This is a genomic window from Gammaproteobacteria bacterium, from assembly GCA_034522055.1.
Classification (GTDB): Bacteria; Pseudomonadota; Gammaproteobacteria; order JAABTG01; family JAABTG01; genus JAABTG01.
The window spans coordinates 1,615,212-1,629,420 of sequence record JAXHLS010000002.1 but is presented as its reverse complement, the minus strand read 5'-3'; the positions used below and the strand labels follow the sequence as shown (position 1 = coordinate 1,629,420).

The window sequence follows — 14,209 nt, the reverse complement described above, 5'->3', positions numbered from 1 at the left end:
AGACAGGCCAATCCACCAAACCTACACTTTGCCATTCACCATTCACCATTCACCATTCACCATTCACCATTCACCATTCACCATTCACCATTCACCATTCACCATTCACCATTCACCATTCACCATTCACCATTCACCATTTCCCATTTTCCATTTCCCTATAGCTATACGCCCCAGCCCCCACCCCCGAGGCCACGTCCCCTTCAACTCGCCGCCCGCCCCTGCGTCCTGCGTTCCTCCTCCTCCTCCTCCTCGGCGCGGCGGCAGATCGCGCGGGTCAGGCCGTCGAAGATCATCTTGTGGGCCGGCTCCAGGGAGAACCAGTACATGAGTCCCCACACTCCTGCGGGGTGCCAGTAGGCGGTGGCCTTGACGCGGGTGTAGCCCTCGGATTCGGGCACCATCTCCAGCTCCAGCACCCCGGCCCCCGGGGCTTTCATGCCGAAGGAGAGGGTGAGGCGCCGTTCGGGCTCGATGCCGAGCACCGTCCAGGAGTCCACCCGGTCGCCTATTCTGAGTTCCTGGGGATGGCGGCGCCCGCGCTTAAGGCCCGGTCCTCCCACCATCCAGTCCAGGGCCTCCCGCAGGGCCCACAGGGAATTGAGATAGTAGTAACGGTTGTCGCCGCCGATCCCGGAAAGCACCCTCCAGATGGCCGCCGGCGAGGCCCGGGACAGGGCGCTGCCCGAGGCCTGCTTGGCGTAGTAGGCGTAGTCGATGCGCTTGTTTCGCATGGTGAAGGCTCCCTCGGTCCAGCGGGCCTGGACGGTATGGTTGCGTTCGGCCTCGAAGGCCGCCTCCACGGCCTCCTGAAAGCCCAGCAGGCGCTGGGGCACGAGCCGCCGCAGTTCGGCGTCGTCGGCGCTGAAATCGTGCTTCAGGCCCTCGATGAGGGCGCGGGCCACGTTGGTGGGTACGGCCGTCACGAAGCGCAACCACAGGGCGGACAACTGCGGCGTGAGGACGGGCACGGCGATGATGATGGGCGCGCGCCGCCCCGCCACGGCGGCGAGGCCGCGCATCATGGCCTCGTAGCTCAGGGACTCCGGGCCCGCGGCATCGTAGATGCCGCCGGCGGACTGTTCCAGCCGCGGCAGCCGGACCAGGTATTCCAGCAGATTGTCCAGGGCGATGGGCGGCGATACGGACCGCACCCAGCGCGGCGTGAGCATGACGGGCAGGTGGAACACCATGTCCCGCATCACCTCGAAGGCCGCCGAGCCCGGCCCCACGATGACCCCGGCCCGCACCTCGGTCACCGGCACCGGCCCGGCCCGCAGCACGTTGCCGGTGTCCCGGCGGGACACGATATGCTCGGAGGCGGCATCCTCGGGCACCAGGCCGCCGAGGTAGACGATACGGCCCACGCCCGCGGCGGCCGCGGCATCGGCGAAGTTGCGGGCGGCCTCCAGATCGAGGCGCCCGAAATCCCGGCCCGCGGCCATGGAATGCACCAGGTAGTAGGCCACGTCCACCCCGGCCAGGGCCGGTCGGAGGCTGTCGGGGTCCAGCACGTCGGCCCCTACGATGTCGACGCCGTCCCAGCCGCGCCCCTCCAGCACCGCCGGATTACGGGAACTCACCCGCAGGGGCACCCCCTGCTCCAGCAGCCGCGGCACCAGGTAGGTGCCGATGTAGCCGCTGGCGCCGAACACCAGGTAGCGGGGGGCAGGGGTGGTTGTCATCGGGACGCTGGATTACGGTATATCGTCGCCACGGGATCAGGATAGCCATAGCGACCCTGATTGGCGGTTTTCACGCCAGCCGTTCAGCCCGCCTACGCCTTATCGCGCGGTTCACGGGGTGGTCGCCGACATGAGCATGATGCCTGCGAAGGCGAATGGCCGCCAGTGGTTGGAAGGTTCGGTAGGTAAAGAGACCCCCGCCGCGCCAGTACCGAGTCCGGCCGCCAAGGCAAAGGCCAGGGTATGAACTCCTACGGGCCATGGCTTCGCACCATGGCTTTGGGGTGCGGCAGTGGCTCTCAGGCCCTTTCGCCGCAGTCGGCCTCCGGGCAGGCGAAGGGGGCGCCGCGCTTGGACAGGCGGGCGATGAGGCAGTGGAGCACCGGGCAGTAGTAGCTGTCGATGACCGCCACCACCACGCCGGCAGTGATGGAACCCCAGAACAGGGGATCGAGCCACGTGACGTAGAACAGGGCCTCACTCTGGTGAAAGAAATGGGCTCCCAGGCCTATCCAGGTGGCTGCTACGAGTCCGAGCAGGATATAAAACATGATCTTCTCCTTAAACTTTGCTTGTAAGGGCGCCCCCGTCGGGGGCGCCGTAACGACAGACTTAGCGGCTTTCGGAACCCCTGATCGTATCGGCCGCCGGGACGGGGACGCCGTGGGTGTCGGCCACGGACTCATCCAGCACCTCGGCCTCCTCCCGGGAGCCGTGGAGGCCGTCCCGGGAGGCGCCGCCGTTGATGCAGGGCTCGAGGTCCCAGGCCTGGGTGTAGCGCTCCATGCCCCGCTGGTCGATGACCCGGGCCGGGTACCAGCCGGTGGCCTTGATGTCCCCTGCCGGCTTGTTGCCGATGGCATCGCCCGCCAAGGCCGTGGTGACGAACAGGACGGCGCCGGCGGCGGCGCCGAGCTTCCACAACGTGACGTTGGTATTTTTCATGGCACACTCCTAATGGAACAACAGTATATTATTAAAAACTAAACTACAGACCTTTCATTTAGATTAAAAGTTGCAAAAAAACATGAGATTGTGATGGATTCCTAAAATTTGACTTAAGTTTAGTATTTCATTATTTAATAATGCACGCACTGTGCCAGGACGTGTATTTTTGATCCAACTCATTGAAATAGTTTGATAACAGGCCCCGTGAGGGAAGTCTGGAAAGGGCCTTTCTTGCACGGGGCCTGGGCAATCGCCTATTGGCGTGGAAAGGATTGGGGCAACGCTGGAGTGAAGAAGCGGGCATTGCCACCGCAATGGCCCTGTCCGCGGGTTCGGATCATGGGCACATCGAGGCTCGTGGTGGGGGGCGGGCGGGCGCTGCAGGGGGGTAGCTACGGATCCACGGCCCTCACGCGCCACGTAGCTTCAGATACACCTCGAGGCCACCCAGATCGGCGCGGGAAAAGGTCATATCCACGCCATAGGCGGTGACGATATCTAGGGCGATGGCGAGACCGAGACCGTGGCCCTGGGTTTGTTCATCCAGTCGCAGGCCGCGGTTGCCGAGGCGCTCCAGGTGTTCCCGGGGAACTCCCGGGCCGTCGTCGGCGATGGCTACCAGAACGGAAGAGCCGGCCTCGACCCTTACCCTGACGCTGCCATGGGCCCATTTGACAGCGTTGTCCAACAGGTTACCCACCAGTTCCATGAGGTCCTCACGGTCCATGGTCACCTGGGCCTCCCGGGGCAGCTCCATGTGCCATTCCAGCCCATCCCCCCGGGGAGTGCGTTGCAGGGTGCGGGCCACCCCCGCCACCACCCGTACCACATCGCTGCGGCCAGACCCGGCGGGGCCGGCGCTGCGCAGGCGGGCCCGGATGAGTTCCCGATCCACCCGCCGCCGCATGGCCTCGGAGAGCTGGTCCAGATCGTTCGCCATGCGCCCGTGGCCGGCGTCCCGCAGCCGTTGGGCATCGGCACCGAGGGCCGCCAGAGGGGTCTTGAGGCCGTGGGCCAGATCGGCGGTCCAGGCCCGGGCCCGTTCCACCGAGTGGTCGCGGGCCTCCAGCAACTCGTTGATCCCGTCCACCAGGGGCGTCACCTCGTGGGGATAGTCCCCTTCGAGGCGCCGGGCGTGGCCACCGCGGATGGCCAGGACTCCTTTTCTGAGCTGCTCCAGGGGGGACAGGCCCACCCGCACCTGAAGCCAGGTGCCGGTCATGAGGGCGAGGGCGAGCACCAGGAGGTAGGGCAGCATATCGGCGGCGAAGGCCTCGCGGGCGGCCTCGATCTCCCCGCGGTCGAGGGCCACTGCCACCCGCAGTCGGCGCGCGCGGTCTGCGGGTTCGAGGATCACCTGGCGTTCCCGCACCAGCAGGGTCTGGCCCGCCGGGCCGGGCAGCCGATGGCGGTGTACATCCCCGGAGCGGAGGTTATCCCGGGGCAACTCCATGGTCTCGTCCCACAGGGAGCGGGAGCGCAGCAGGGTGGGCCGCTGGTCGTCCTGAACCTGCCAGTAGAGCCCGCTCAGGGGTTCGTCGAAGCGCACATCCATGAGTTCGCGGGTGATGTGTATCCGGCCCTCGCTATCCAGCTCCACCCGCCCCACCAGTTGGCGCAGATAGGTAGCCAGTTCGTTATCCACGCGGCGCTCCACGTGGCGTTCGAACAGGGTCACCAGGCCGAGTCCGGCGAGGGTCAGGGCGAGGGGAATGGAGAGGCCGGCCGCCGCCAGCAGCCGGGCGCGCAGGGAGCGGATCCTCAAGGCTGGGGTTGCTCCACCATGTAGCCGAAGCCGCGCCGGGTGACGATGAGGTCGACGCCCAGCTTGCGCCGCACCCGTCCCACCAGCACCTCCACGGCATTGGAATCGCGCTCGAAATCCTGGGCGTAGAGTTGTTCCGTGAGTTCGAGTTGGGAGATCACGCGGCCGGCGTTAGTCATGAGATAGGCCACCAGGCGGTATTCCTGGGGCGACAGGTGGACCGGCGCGCCCTCCACGCTCACCCCCATGCGGCGGGGATCCAGGGTCACGGCGCCGATGGTCACCAGCGGGCTGGCGAGGCCGGCACTGCGCCGCAGGATGGCGCGCAGGCGGGCCAGCAACTCCTCCATGCGGAAGGGCTTGGCCAGGTAGTCGTCGGCGCCGCAGTCGATGCCCTCCACCCGCTCGTCCCAGTTGCCGCGGGCGGTGAGGATGAGCACCGGCAGCGCCCGCCCGCCAGCCCGCCAGCGCTTGAGCACCGACAGCCCGTCCAGCCCCGGCAGGCCGAGGTCCAGCACCGCGGCGGCGTAGTCCTCGGTGTCGCCCCGGAACCACGCCGTCTCACCGTCCGTCACCACGTCCACCACGTAGCCGGCCCCTTCGAGGGCGGCACCGACGTTGGCCACCACCTGAGGGTCGTCTTCCACCAGCAGGATACGCATCAGTCGCCGTTATCCTCCACCGCCCCGTCCACCACCCGGCCGCTGGCGGCATCCAGATGGATCTTGCGCAGGCGGCCGTCGTCGTCGATGACCTTGAACTCGTAGACCCAGCGCTCGAACTCGAACTCGTATTCCGTGGCCACCACGTCTCCCGGGTAGCGCTCCTGCAACCGGCGCAGCATCTCCGTCACCGGCAGGGCCGTGCCGCGTTCCACGGCGCGGCGCGCCCGGTCGTGGGAGTGGTCGTCGTCCGCCCACTCCCGACCCCCGGGGCCGGCGCCGACCGCACTCCACCAGGCCACCAGCAGCAGCGATAGGGCGATGCGGTGGCGGGGGCGCTTCAACGGGCGGGGTCGTCCGGGATCCATGGGAAATCCGACCTTAAACCGAAAATGCGCCTCATGCCACGTGGCCCGAGTCCAGCACCGGGGTCAGCCAGAAATGCATGCCGCTGCCGTGGAAATCCTCCCCCAGGGTGGTCACGAGGCGGCGGGCGTCGTCGAGACCGAGATGGATCTGGAACAGGACCTGGCGGCGGCGTCCCGCCACCTGCTCCGCCAGGCTCATGGCGTGCTCCGAACTGCCATGGCCGGCGATGGGCATGCTGGAGAAACCCGATACCTCCTCGCGGTCCAGCAGCCAGTCGGCAACCGCGTCCTCCGCCTCGGGCGTCACCACCAGGTTCAGCAGGCAATTCTCGTTCATGTCAAGTCCCCGGTGTTGCGACGCCGAAGCGGCGGTAGAGGATAGGCAGCAGGATCAGGGTCAGGGCCGTGGAGGAGATGAGCCCGCCGATCACCACCACCGCCAGGGGGCGCTGGATCTCCGATCCCGGCCCGCTGGCGAACAGCAGGGGCACGAGGCCGAAGGCCGCGATGCTGGCGGTCATGAGCACCGGCCGCAGGCGCCGGCGCGAGCCCTCCACCACCACCTCCGCCAGCGGCCGTCCCAGGGCGCGGAGTTGATTGAAATAGGTCACCATCACCACGCCGTTGAGCACGGCGATGCCGAGCAGGGCGATGAAGCCCACGGAGGCGGGTACGGACAGGTACTCGCCCGTAAGCCACAGGCCGACGATGCCGCCGATCATGGCGAAGGGCACATTGGTGAGTACCAGGATGGCCTGGCGCACCGAGCGGAAGGTGGAGAACAGCAGCAGGAATATGAGCCCCACCGCCACCGGTACCACGATGGAGAGGCGCCGCGCCGCCCGCTGCTGGTTCTCGAACTCACCGCCCCACTCGTAGTAGTAACCGGTGGGCAGTTCCACCTCCGCCGCCACCCGCCGTCGCGCCTCCTCCACGAAGCCCACCAGGTCACGCCCGGCCACATTGGCCACCACCACCGCCATGCGGTTGCCGCGCTCCCGCTGGATGGCCACCGGCCCCTCGGTGCGCTCGAAGCTGACCAGGCCCGACAGGGGCACGGTACGGCCGTCCTCCAGGGTGAGGTTAAGGCCTTCGAATACGGCGCTGGAGTCCCGTACCTTCGCCGGGCCGCGGATCACCAGGGGCACCCGTTTCGCGCCCTCGTAGACGATCCCCACGTCCATGCCCTCCACCTGGGCCCGCAGGGCGGCCTGCAGGGTCGCCACGTCGAGGCCCAGGCGCCCGGCCGCCAGGGGATCCACCTCGAGGCGCAGGTATTGGGCGCCCTCGTTGCGGGGGGTAAAGACATCTTCCGCGCCCTCCACCCGGCTCACCGCCGCCACGATGGCCTCGGCGGTGCGGTTGAGGCGCCCCTGGTGGTCGCCGAATACCTTGATGGCCAGATCGCCGCGCACCCCGGTGAGCATCTCGTCCACCCGCATCTGGATGGGCTGGGTGAAGGCGTAGTTGACGCCGGGGAAGTCCGCGAGAACTTCGCGGATGGCCGCCATGAGGCCCTCCTTGTCGGCCATGCGCCACTCGGCCCGGGGTTTCAGCACCAGAAAGGAGTCCGTCTCATTGAGGCCCATGGGGTCGAGGCCCAACTCGTCGGAGCCGGTGCGGGCGACGATGCGGGTGATCTCGGGCACCCGCTCCAGCAGCGCCCGCTGCACCCGCAGGTCCAGGTCGATGGACTCCTTAAGGTTGATGGAGGGGAGTTTTTCCAGTTGGACGATGAGATCGCCCTCGTCCATGGTGGGCATGAAGGCCTTGCCCACCTGGGTGTAGACGAAACCGGCGCCCACCAGCAGCGTCAGGGCCAGGGCCAGGACCACACCGGCATGATCCAGGCCCCATCTCAGCACCGGCAGATAGGCCCGCAGCATGCGGCGCACCAGCCACGGCTCGTCGTGCCTGACCCGCCCCAGCAGGTAGGAGGCCAGCACCGGGATCACCGTCAGGGAGAGCACCAGGGACGCGGTGAGGGCGAACACGATGGTCAGGGCCACGGGTACGAACAGCTTGCCCTCCAGGCCCTGCAGGGTAAGCAGCGGCAGGAACACGATGACGATGATGAGGATCCCGGAGGTGACCGGCGTGGCCACCTCGCGTACCGCCCGGTAGATGACATGCAGGCGCGGCAGGCGGGGGGCGTCGCGATGCCGGGCGAGGTGGGTGACCACGTTTTCCACCACCACCACCGCGGCGTCCACCAGCATGCCGATGGCGATGGTCAAGCCCCCCAGGGACATGAGATTGGCCGACAGGCCGAAGGCGTACATGAGAGTGAAGGTGGCCAGGGCCGCCAGGGGCAGGATGAGGGCCACGGTGAGGGCGGCCCGCAGGTCGCCGAGGAACAGCACCAGCAGGACGAGCACCAGCACGATGGCCTCCCCCAGGGCCCGGGATACGGTACCCACGGCGCGTTCCACCAGCCGGCCGCGGTCGTAGAACACCCGCGTCTCGACCCCCGCCGGCAGGGCGGGTGCGAGTTCGGCCAGCTTGGCCTTGACGCCGGATACCACCTCGCGGGCGTTGGCGCCCCGCAGCCCCAGCACCAGCCCTTCCACGGTCTCGCCCTGGCCATCCTGGGTCACGGCGCCGTAGCGGGTGAGGGCGCCCAGGCCCACGGTGGCCACGTCCCCCAGCCGCACCGGTTCCGTCGCATCGGCCTTCACCACGATGGCGGCCACGTCGGCCAGGGTCTCGATGCTGCCCACCGTGCGTACCAGCAGGGCCTCCTCGCCATCCGCCAGGCGACCCGCCCCATCATTGGCGTTGTTGGCGGCCAAGGCCTGGCGCAGGGCTTCCAGATCGATGCCCCGGGCCGCCATGCGGGCGTTGTCGGGGACTACCTCGAAGGTGCGGACGCGTCCCCCCAGGGCGTTGACATCTGCCACCCCGGGCACCGTGCGCAGGGCGGGGCGGATGACCCAGTCCAGCAGGTCACGGCGCTCCATGTTGTCGAGTCGGCCGCCCTCGATGGTGAACATGAACATCTCCCCCAGAGGGGTGGTCATGGGGGCCATACCGCCGCTCACCCCCGCCGGCAGATCCCCCCAGATGGCGTTGAGACGCTCGGCCACCTGCTGGCGGGCCCAATAGATGTCGGTGCCCGCGGCGAAGTCCACGGTGATGTCGGTGAGGGCATACTTCGCCACCGAGCGCAGCATCTCCTGGCGCGGGATCCCCAGGATCTCCACCTCGATGGGAGCCGTGATGCGCGTCTCCACCTCCTCGGGCGTCATGCCCGGGGCCTTGACGATGATCTTCACCTGGGTGGTGGAGACGTCCGGGAAGGCGTCTATGGGCGTATGGGAGAAGCCGTACCAGCCGGCACCCCCCAGCACCAGCACCGCCAGCATCATGAGGAGACGCTGGGTCAGGGCGAACTGGACGATGCGGGCCAGCATCACTCGCCGTCCCCGGTCCAGGCCGCCTTGAGGGCCGCGGTGCCGCGGGACACCACGGCGGCCCCCGGTTCCAGGGCGGCCCGGATCAAGGCATCACCGCCCTCCTGCATCACCAGGGTGGCGGCCACCGGCAGGAAGCCGCCGGCGTGGCGTGCGAAGACGTAGGTGGCGCCGCCGTGGCGTACCACGGCGCCCGCGGGTATCCGCAGGGTGTTGCCGCCGACCTCACGCGCCAGCCGTGCCGTGGTGAACTGGCCGGGACGGAGCCGCTCGCTGCCACGGGTCACCTCGGCCCGCACCAGCACCCCCTGATCGGTGCCGTGGACCATGCGTCCCACGGTGATGATCCGGGCATCGATGCCCTCGGCCGGCAGCTCCACCCGGCTGCCGGGGGCCACGTCGCCCAGGTCTTCCAGGGGGACGTGGATCTCCACCCACAGCGGCGACAGATGGCCGATGCGGTACAGGGGATCGGCGGCCATGAGGCGCTGCCCGGCGGTGGCCAGTTGCTCCAACACCACGCCGTCGAGGGGGGCCCGGACCTCCAGGGTGGCATCGAGGCGCTGGTTGCGGGCCAGCTCCCGGATGGCCTCGGCCGTCATGCCGGCGAGGTGCAGGGCCTGCTCATCCCGCTTCTCGGCGTTGCGTTGCTCGCGGTGACGGGCCTCGGACTCCAGCAACCGCCGCCGGGCGATGATGCCCTCGCTGTGGAGCTGGCGCTCCCGTTCCAGGGTCTCGGCGGCGAGCAGGCGTCGGGAGCGGGTCTCCAGGTAGGCGGTCTGCAGGTCCAGCAGCTCGCTGCTGCGGATGCGGGCGAGGGGCTGGTCCCGGGCCACGGTCTCACCCTCGGCCACCAGCAGGGCCTCCACTACGCCGTCCAGAGGAGTGCTCACCACCCGCAACTGGGCGTTGGGCACCGTTACCTGCGCGGGATAGTCCTGGCCCAGGGCATGCTCCACGGGCTGTACGGCCACGGTCTCGATGCCGAAGGCCTGGGTCTGTTGCGGGCTCAGTTCGAGCAATTCGGGGGCCTGGGCGAGGACCCCCAGGGGCAGGGCGAGGAACAGGGCGGCGACAGGGGATCTCATCGGGGTATCACTCCCAGGGCTTGGTTGAGGCGGGCGGCGGCCTGGCCCGCTTCCAGGCGCCGGGTCTCCAGTTGGCCATGGGCGGTGACGGCGTCGGCCCGGGCCTGCAGCAACCGCACCAGGTCCGTCTCGCCGAGTTCGAAGGCACGGCGTCTGAGGTCCAGGAACTCGGCGGCCAGATCCTGGCGCTGGCGGGCCCGATCCAATGCGACGCGGGTGCGCTCGAGTTCCAGGGCGGCGGCCTCCGCGGTGCCTCGCAAGCTGCGCCGGAGACTCCTGGCCTCAGCCGCGGCGCGGGTGACCTCGGATTCCGCTGCCGCCAGGGCCGGGGCGTTGTGGGCGCCCATGCCGAAGGGCACGGTGATCTCCACGGCGATGGATGAGTCGAAACCCTGGCCGCGGGCGTCGCGGCTGTTCACTCCGCCCAGCCACAAGTCGGCGGGGGCACGGCGTTCCGCGGCCACCCGCCGGCGCTGGGCCCGTGTCCGCTCCAGGGCGGTCGCGGCCAGCACCAGCCGGGGATGGGAGTCCGCCAGCTCACGATCCTGCGACACCATCTCGGCATGGGCCGCGGGGATCTCGTCCATGCCCGTATAGCGCTGGAAACGCCCTTCGGCTTGTTCCAGACGGTTGGCGGCCTGTTCCAAAGCGTCCTCGCGGGCGGCGGTCTCCTGGCGGGCCAGCAACAGGTCCTGGCGGGCCAATTCGCCGGCCGCCACACGCCGGGTGACGTCCCGTTCGAGCCCGCGGGCGCTGTCGAGGGCGCGGCCCGCCTCGGCGTGGGTACCGCGGGCCAGGGCCACCGCCCACAGCCGTTGCCGCACCTCGCCGGCCACTTCCAGGCGCTGAGCGGCCGCCAGGGCGGCGGCGGTGTCCCGGGTGCGGTCCGCCTCCTGGGTTTGGGCGGCGCGTTGTCCGGGCCACCACAGGGGCAGGTTGATGCCGCCCTCCCACTCTCGGAAACCATCGCCGGCGCCCACGGCGTCGGTGTCGTAACGCAGGTTGAATGCCGGATCGGCGGCGAAGGGTTGGTCGGCACGGTTCTCCAGGGCCGCCGCGAGGCCCTGCCGGGCGTCCACGAGAGCGCGTTCGGGGTGGCGCTCGTAGGCCGCCGTCACCGCCTCGCCGAGGGTCGCCGCCGCGGCTCCGCCGGTATTCGACAGCAGGACCAGGGCGATGACCCAGGGGGCCATGGGGCTGGCGGGTGATGGTGACACGTGGTTTCTCCTGTGGGGGGCGTGGTTACGATGACGACATTCGGCCACAACCCACCTGACGAAAGGCTGACGGCGGCCTTCAGGGTTTGGTCAGCTACCCCACGCTATGCTCGGGATCCTGATGGGATCCTCCGGCGCGGAGGGCCCGTGGTTACCGCATGTCGAGGTGTCGTTATGAAAAGATGGTGTGCAGTCGGCTGGTTGATCGCGGCGGCCCTGATGGTGGTCTCAAACGCCATGGCCGGGACGCCCGCGCTGCCATCCGTGGCGGTGGCGACAACGGTGTGGGGTACGCCCTACGATGTCCGGGTGGTGCCGGAGGAGGCCGGGATCCGCGTCAGTGGCGGCATCAGGGCGGCCGCCGTTCATCCCGGGCGGCGCCTGGCGGGCCGGGTGCGGGTGGAGGTGTTGGATGGCGCCGGGGCCGTGCTCGCCGCGGGCCATGGAGAAGTGAGGCGGGAGACGCCGGCCCGCCATACCCAGCGGGGCCGCTTCGAGGTGGACCTCGGCCCGTTGCCGGCGCGGGCCGTCTCCCTGCGGGTGGTCTACCGGGGGCCCTGAGGGGCGGCGGCCGTGTCCGTGCCGGGGTCGGCGGCGAGGCGCTGGGCCAGGAAGGCCAGGGCGGCCTCGAGGTTGGCGGCGGCCGCCCCCGACAGGGGTGCGCCCAGGTCGAAGCAGTAACCGCGGATGGCCAGGACGTGGCTCGCCGGGGGCGGCGTGCCGTAGTGCCGGTGGTAGGCGGCGAGGATATCGCCGGGGGGCACGGCGTGGGTGGTGCAGGCGGGCCCGCCGCTGGCGGCCACGGGGGCGAAGCGAAAGGGCGCCGGGCCCGCGGCGTCGGCATCCACGAAGATCACCTCCCGGCGACCGGCGAGGTCCAGCAGGTACTCCACCTGGAGCTGGAAGTCCGTCAACAGCTCGGTGTGGGGCGGGGCCAGGGCCTCCAGGCCCTCGATGCAGGCGGGACCGAGGGCATCATCGCCGCGGCTGGGGTTGCCGATGCCGATGACCAGGCGGGGTGCCGTCAACAGGCCTCCCCGTGGTGGCGCAGGGCCCGGCCCACCGTGTTGCCGCCGGCATCCACCAGGGTCACTTCCAGGGGCATGCGGCCGAGGGCGTGGGTGGCACAGGAGAGGCAGGGATCGAAGGCGCGGATGGCCACCTCGATGTGGTTCAGCAGGCCCTCGGTGAGCTCGCGGCCGTCGAAGTAGGTCCTCGCCACCTGGCGGATGGCGGCGTTCATGGCGTGGTTGTTGTGGGTGGTGGAGACAATGAGGTTGGCCCGCACCACCAGGTCCTCCTCGTTCACCCGGTAGTGGTGGATCAGGGTGCCGCGGGGGGCCTCGATCACCCCCACACCGCGAGCCTGGCGCTCGCCCTGTGCCCGCAGTTCGGTGCCCAGGACGGCGTCGTCGTGGAGCAGATCCTTGATCACCTCGGCGGCGTGGAGCATCTCGATCATGCGCGCCCAGTGGTAGCCCAGGGTGGCGCCGGCCGCGCGCCCGCCGTCGTAGGCGAGGAACTCCTTGCGCTCGCGCTCGGCGAAGGGGCTGGGTATGAAATCGCACAGGGCGACGCGGGCGAGGGGACCGACGCGGTACCAGCCGGCATCGGGGCCGAGGCTGCGCAGATACGGGAACTTCATGTAGGACCAGGGCTTGACCTGTTCGCGGATGTAGTCCCAGTAACGGTTGTAGTCCACGTGGTCGAAGAGAGTATCGCCGGCCATGGTGCGGGCGCGCAGGCCGCCATGGTAGAGGTCCATGGCGCCGTCGGCGCGTACCAGCCCCAGGGCATGGGCGTCGAAACGGCCGAAGCCGTTGAAGGTGTCGGGATCCTGCTCGAACAGGCGCCGCGCCATGTGCACCGCCTCACGGCTCCACTTGATGGCGTCGTAGACGCCCTTGAGCAGGGTGTCCCGCTCCGCCACCGTGAGGGTCTTGTTGACCCCGCCGGGGATGGCGCTGGTGCCGTGGACGCGCTTGCCGGCGGTCACCCGGATCACCTCCTGGCCGAACTTGCGCAGTAGCACGCCCTGGCGTGCGATGTCCGGGTGGGCGGCGGCCACCCCCACGATGTTGCGCCGGGCCACCTCCGAGTCGAAGCCGAACAGCAGGTCGGGTGACGACAGGTGGAAGAAGTGCAGGGCGTGGGACTGGAGGATCTGGCCGTAGTGCATGAGGCGGCGCAGGCGCTCGGCGGTGGGCGTGAGGCGCGTGGCCCCGACTATCTGGTCCATGGCCTTGGCCGCCGCCAGGTGATGGCTCACGGGGCAGATCCCGCACAGCCGCTGCACCAGCACGGGGACCTCCCAGTAGGGCCGCCCCTGGATGAATTTCTCGAAGCCCCGGAATTCCACGATGTGCAGTCGGGCCTGCTGCACCCGGTTGTGGTCATCCAGCAGCAGCGTGACCTTGCCGTGGCCCTCCACCCGGGACACGGGCTCGATGGCCACGCGGCGCAGCTGCTCGGGGTGTGGGGCGCTTTCCAGCTCGAAACTCATGGGTTCACCTCGGCTCAGTCGTAGCGGATCAGACCGTGGGGGTAGGTGGGGGTGCGGCCCGCCAGCAGGTCGTTGAAGAACTTCCAGATGGTGTCGGCCGACGGCGGGCAGCCGGGGATGAAATAGTCCACCCGCACCACCTCGTGGATGGGGTGGACCTTGTCCAGGGGCAGGGGCAGCTCGGGGTCGTCCGGGATGCGGCCACCCTCGGTCCCCGGCTCGGTCTGGTACACCTCCCGCAGGCAGTCGGCCAGGTCCAGGTGGTTGCGCTGGGCCGGCAGGCCGCCGGTGATGGCGCACGCGCCGATGGCGACCAGGGTCTTGCAGCGGCGGCGGAACTCCCGCAGCACGTGGACGTTCTCCGCGTTGCACACGCCGCCCTCGATGATGCCGAAGTCGCAGGGGCCGACGGTCTTGATGTCGGTGAAGGGGCTGCGGTCGAACTCGATATGCTCCAGCAGCTCGAACAACCGCTCGTCGATGTCGAGGAAAGACATATGGCAGCCGAAGCAGCCGGCCAGGGAGGTGGTGGCCACCTTGAACTTGGTCTTGCCGGTCAT

14 protein-coding genes are annotated in these 14,209 nt (G+C 69.1%); 1 reads left to right on the top strand and 13 read right to left on the bottom strand.

What is annotated here, in order from left to right:
* Positions 1-203: 203 nt before the first annotated feature.
* From U5S82_07955 to U5S82_07910, 10 genes are all read right to left on the bottom strand, one after another.
* Positions 204-1,685 (bottom strand): SDR family oxidoreductase, encoded by a 1,482-nt coding sequence (locus U5S82_07955; protein MDZ7751581.1) that lies wholly within the window; start codon positions 1,683-1,685, stop codon positions 204-206.
* 299 nt (positions 1,686-1,984) lie between these two features.
* A complete protein-coding gene (locus U5S82_07950; GenBank protein ID MDZ7751580.1) occupies positions 1,985-2,236 on the bottom strand; it encodes a hypothetical protein in 252 nt (83 codons plus the stop codon).
* 61 nt (positions 2,237-2,297) lie between these two features.
* A complete protein-coding gene (locus U5S82_07945; protein MDZ7751579.1) occupies positions 2,298-2,630 on the bottom strand; it encodes a hypothetical protein in 333 nt (110 codons plus the stop codon).
* Between the two features lie 412 nt (positions 2,631-3,042).
* On the bottom strand, positions 3,043-4,398 hold the full coding sequence (locus tag U5S82_07940) for a sensor histidine kinase (protein MDZ7751578.1): 1,356 nt from the start codon (positions 4,396-4,398) through the stop codon (positions 3,043-3,045).
* The gene (locus U5S82_07935) at positions 4,395-5,060 is read right to left on the bottom strand and encodes a response regulator transcription factor (GenBank protein MDZ7751577.1); all 666 of its coding nucleotides are present in this window, start codon (positions 5,058-5,060) and stop codon (positions 4,395-4,397) included. The genes U5S82_07940 and U5S82_07935 overlap by 4 nt, the downstream gene beginning before the upstream one ends.
* Positions 5,060-5,428 carry a peptidase M4 gene (locus tag U5S82_07930; GenBank protein MDZ7751576.1) on the bottom strand — a complete coding sequence of 123 codons (369 nt, stop codon included), beginning with the start codon at positions 5,426-5,428 and terminating at the stop codon, positions 5,060-5,062. The genes U5S82_07935 and U5S82_07930 overlap by 1 nt, the downstream gene beginning before the upstream one ends.
* Before the next feature lie 31 nt (positions 5,429-5,459).
* A complete protein-coding gene (locus U5S82_07925) occupies positions 5,460-5,765 on the bottom strand; it encodes a DUF3240 family protein (protein MDZ7751575.1) in 306 nt (101 codons plus the stop codon).
* A gap of 1 nt (position 5,766) precedes the next feature.
* Positions 5,767-8,841, bottom strand: a complete 3,075-nt coding sequence (locus U5S82_07920; GenBank protein ID MDZ7751574.1) for a CusA/CzcA family heavy metal efflux RND transporter — start codon at positions 8,839-8,841, stop codon at positions 5,767-5,769.
* Positions 8,841-9,929, bottom strand: coding sequence for an efflux RND transporter periplasmic adaptor subunit (locus U5S82_07915; protein MDZ7751573.1), 1,089 nt, complete (start codon positions 9,927-9,929; stop codon positions 8,841-8,843). Before U5S82_07915 ends, U5S82_07920 begins: the two co-directional genes overlap by 1 nt.
* Positions 9,926-11,146, bottom strand: a complete 1,221-nt coding sequence (locus U5S82_07910) for a TolC family protein (protein MDZ7751572.1) — start codon at positions 11,144-11,146, stop codon at positions 9,926-9,928. Before U5S82_07910 ends, U5S82_07915 begins: the two co-directional genes overlap by 4 nt.
* A gap of 174 nt (positions 11,147-11,320) precedes the next feature.
* On the opposite strand from U5S82_07910, the gene U5S82_07905 reads away from it, so the two are divergent.
* Positions 11,321-11,707, top strand: a complete 387-nt coding sequence (locus U5S82_07905) for a hypothetical protein (GenBank protein ID MDZ7751571.1) — start codon at positions 11,321-11,323, stop codon at positions 11,705-11,707.
* Here the strand turns inward: U5S82_07905 and U5S82_07900 are convergent.
* From U5S82_07900 to U5S82_07890, 3 genes are read right to left on the bottom strand one after another with little or no spacing between them, the layout of a single operon-like run.
* Entirely contained in the window at positions 11,692-12,174 is a 483-nt protein-coding gene (locus tag U5S82_07900) for a hydrogenase maturation protease (protein ID MDZ7751570.1), read from the bottom strand. The two genes, U5S82_07905 and U5S82_07900, sit on opposite strands and share 16 nt — an antisense overlap.
* Positions 12,171-13,649: a Ni/Fe hydrogenase subunit alpha gene (locus tag U5S82_07895; protein MDZ7751569.1), complete on the bottom strand. Its 1,479-nt coding sequence runs from the start codon at positions 13,647-13,649 to the stop codon at positions 12,171-12,173. The genes U5S82_07900 and U5S82_07895 overlap by 4 nt, the downstream gene beginning before the upstream one ends.
* Positions 13,650-13,663: 14 nt before the next feature.
* Entirely contained in the window at positions 13,664-14,209 is a 546-nt protein-coding gene (locus tag U5S82_07890; protein MDZ7751568.1) for an NADP oxidoreductase, read from the bottom strand.